This window comes from Pontibacter rugosus (assembly GCF_042678745.1).
Taxonomy (GTDB): Bacteria; Bacteroidota; Bacteroidia; order Cytophagales; family Hymenobacteraceae; genus Pontibacter; species Pontibacter rugosus.
This window is the reverse complement of record NZ_JBHTLD010000349.1, coordinates 1-2,962: the sequence shown is the minus strand read 5'-3', so window position 1 is coordinate 2,962 and position 2,962 is coordinate 1. Positions and strand designations below refer to the sequence as shown.

At 46.2% G+C, this 2,962-nt stretch carries 2 protein-coding genes; one reads left to right on the top strand and one right to left on the bottom strand.

Annotated features, from left to right (window positions below; translation table 11 throughout):
* A partial coding sequence (locus tag ACFQ2O_RS20970) for a PAS domain-containing protein (RefSeq protein ID WP_377532726.1) occupies window positions 1-598 on the top strand: 598 nt, incomplete at its 5' end.
* A gap of 295 nt (window positions 599-893) precedes the next feature.
* Here ACFQ2O_RS20970 and ACFQ2O_RS20965 read toward each other — a convergent pair.
* Window positions 894-2,867 (bottom strand): sialate O-acetylesterase, encoded by a 1,974-nt coding sequence (locus ACFQ2O_RS20965; protein WP_377532724.1) that lies wholly within the window; start codon window positions 2,865-2,867, stop codon window positions 894-896.
* Between the last annotated feature and the right edge of the window lie 95 nt (window positions 2,868-2,962).

Sequence of the window (2,962 nt, the reverse complement as noted above, 5' to 3'; positions counted from 1 at the left end):
GGAAACCAAGGCACTACTAGATAACTCAACCTTCTATTATATTATTACTACTAATATGGAGGGGAAGTATACCTATGTAAACAACTGTTACAGAAGAACCTTTGAGCGCATACACGGGCCTATTGTGGGGGAGAGGTATGAGATTACAATACACCCTGACGATGTCCGAATTTGCGAAGAAGTGTCGTTTAAATGCTTCTCCAATCCTGAGAGCACTTTTCCTGCTACTATCCGCAAGCATGACGGAAGAGGCGGTTTTGTAATCACTCAGTGGGAATATAAAGCGATGTTTGATGAGCAAGGCAACCCAGAAGGAATCTTTTGCCTTGGCCATGATATCACGGATTACATGGATTACCATGATCAGCTTAAAAACGCTCAGTCGCTGATCAGCCAAAAACAAAATGTACTTCGTGAAATAGTCTTTTACCAGTCTCACGTTATCAGAAAGCCTTTGGCAAATATTATGGGTCTTACTAAGGTTTTGGAGAGAATGGAGCTGGACCAGAACCTAAAAAACATTTGTGAGATGGTTGTGGAGAGTAGCAGACAATTGGATGAGGTAATCAGACAGGCTGCCGATAAAGCATATGACTAAAAGAGGGTGCAGAAGGCAAACACGCTTACAATTTCACACAGCCCATTATATATACGCATGTCTAATCTAAAAAAATACAGCGAAGCGCATTTTGCGAGCCAAAGTATATAACTACTTGCAGGTTAACTGAGGTTGCAATGCTTTATTGTCCGTTTAGGCAGCAGCAGCCCGGCACAGGTAAGTATTACTTGTGCCGGGCTGCTGCTAAATGAATACCAGGTCTTGCTGTCTTCCCGCCTCAGGCCACGGCTCTCTAAAGGTTTCCTAGCAGGCTGCTTCTGCAGGAGGTGTATTTTTATTGATCGGTGCGGAACGGAGAAGCCGGTAATCCTTCTTTGTTGTACAGATTAGCTCCATCCGGGTTATCTGCCCAGGCATAGCGCACATATTTTGGGTCCGGGACCTCTTCGCTCCATACTTCTACCTTATCACCCACCACACGAGCTTTTGCCCATACAAACTTCTTGTCTGCCCCGGCTATCGAGAACCACCTTAGCGCTTCTCCATCATTAGAGGCTAGCCCGCTTCCCACGTTCGTGAAGCTTACAAGAATTTTATCTCCCTCTATTTTCGCTGATTGAAAAATCGGGCCAGACGAGACAACTTTCTTTTCTCCGTAAACCAGCTTTTGAGCGGCCAATGCTAGTCTTTCTCCTACATCCTTTTTATTATCAGGATGGATGTCGTTCCATTCTCCTAACTCAATTGTCACTGCCATGGCGGTGTTAGGCACAGATAAGGTTTGGAGGGCGGCCTCGCGCATCAGCGCCCAGTTACTCTCAGAAGGCAAATAATTTACTTCCATAAAGTTGGGGAGCTGCACATACATAAACGGAAGGTTGCCCTGCTGCCACTTACTCCGCCAATCGCTTATCATGGCTGGCAGGAGCTTTTTATACTCTGCCGGATTGCCTGCGTTACTTTCACCTTGGTACCAAAGTATACCTTTCAACGTATAATCAGTTGCAGGCGCAACCATTGCATTATACAAGGCAGTAGGTTGGTTTTGTGCGTTAAAGCCCGCAAAAGCCTCGCTGCCGCTAACCGGACGGTATACTTCACCCACCTTGTATTGCCAATAGCCTTTTAAATCCAGTACCTGATTATTAACCTCAATGTAATATGGCTTATCCGGAACAAAGCCTCCTTTCCCTCCTTGGTTTGTCACCCTGATCACGAAAAGGTTTTTCCCGGGCTTTAAAACGCCAGCCGGCAAGCTGTATCTTCGCTGCGGATACTGGTAAGTTGTGTTGCCTACCTGTTTTCCGTTTATGTATAGAACATCCGCATCAACAATACGGCCCAAATGCACCTTTGCAGGCACGCCTGCCATAGACTCTGGCACCTCTATTTCGCGCCGGTACCATACCACACCATTCAGGTCTTTAATACCCTGATCTTCCCAATAACCGGGAATATTGATTGTCCGCCAGCCTTTTAGCTCATAAGATGGCTCATACCACTTTACGGCCTCCGTCAGCCCTTTATCCTGCTCCACCTTTTGTTGATTAGCGTTGGCTATTGCCTGTGCGCGGCGCTTTATACTGTTTACGTAGCTCGTGTCGCTGTTTCGATCTACGTTAGCAAGTGTCGCCGGAAACTCTTTAAGCCCCTCTTTGCTCATCCAGGCTTCAATCGGGGTGCCTCCCACACTTGCGTTTATCAAGCCAATCGGAACTTTATACTTATCATATAGCTTTCGGGCAAAGAAATAGGCAACCGCTGAGAAATTATTTACATCCTGCGGGTTAGCAGACTTCCAGGCTCCCGGAGGCAGATCCTTCGCTGGTGCTTCCAAAGCAGTTGTGGTAGGAATCCAGAAGTGCCTTATCTGCGGGTAATTAGCATTGGCAATGTCATCTGCATACGTAATATTATGAAGCGACATTTGATGTACCATGTTCGATTGTCCGGAAACGAAGTATACATCCCCCAGCAGTATATCTTTGACCGTTATCTGGTTGCTGGCCTTGATATCCATGTTATAAGGACCACCGGCTTTCATAGGCGCTAACGCGATAGCCCACTTCCCGTTGGCATCGGCAACAGCCTTGTAAGATTTCCCTCTGAAGCTCACCGTAACTTTTTCGCCGGCCGCTGCCCATCCCCATACATTCGTTTTGGTGTCACGCTGCAGCACCATTCCATCGCTTACCAGTTGCGGAAGCCTTACCTGCGCCAATACGTTTTGTCCTGTAAGCTGCAGAAGGCACAGAACCAGAAACCCAACTATTTTTAGTTTTTGAATATTGATGAACTTATAATACATAACTCAAGTTGCGATTATAAACGATGAAGCCATCCAGGTATGTTAAAGGATAAAGAGACCAAACTCTACTCCTTTCTTACCATGAATGACTTCAC

Bases quoted from the DNA above. Each gene is read 5' to 3' on its own strand.
- ACFQ2O_RS20965 (WP_377532724.1), bottom strand. From the start codon at position 2,867: ATGTATTATAAGTTCATCAATATTCAAAAACTAAAAATAGTTGGGTTT.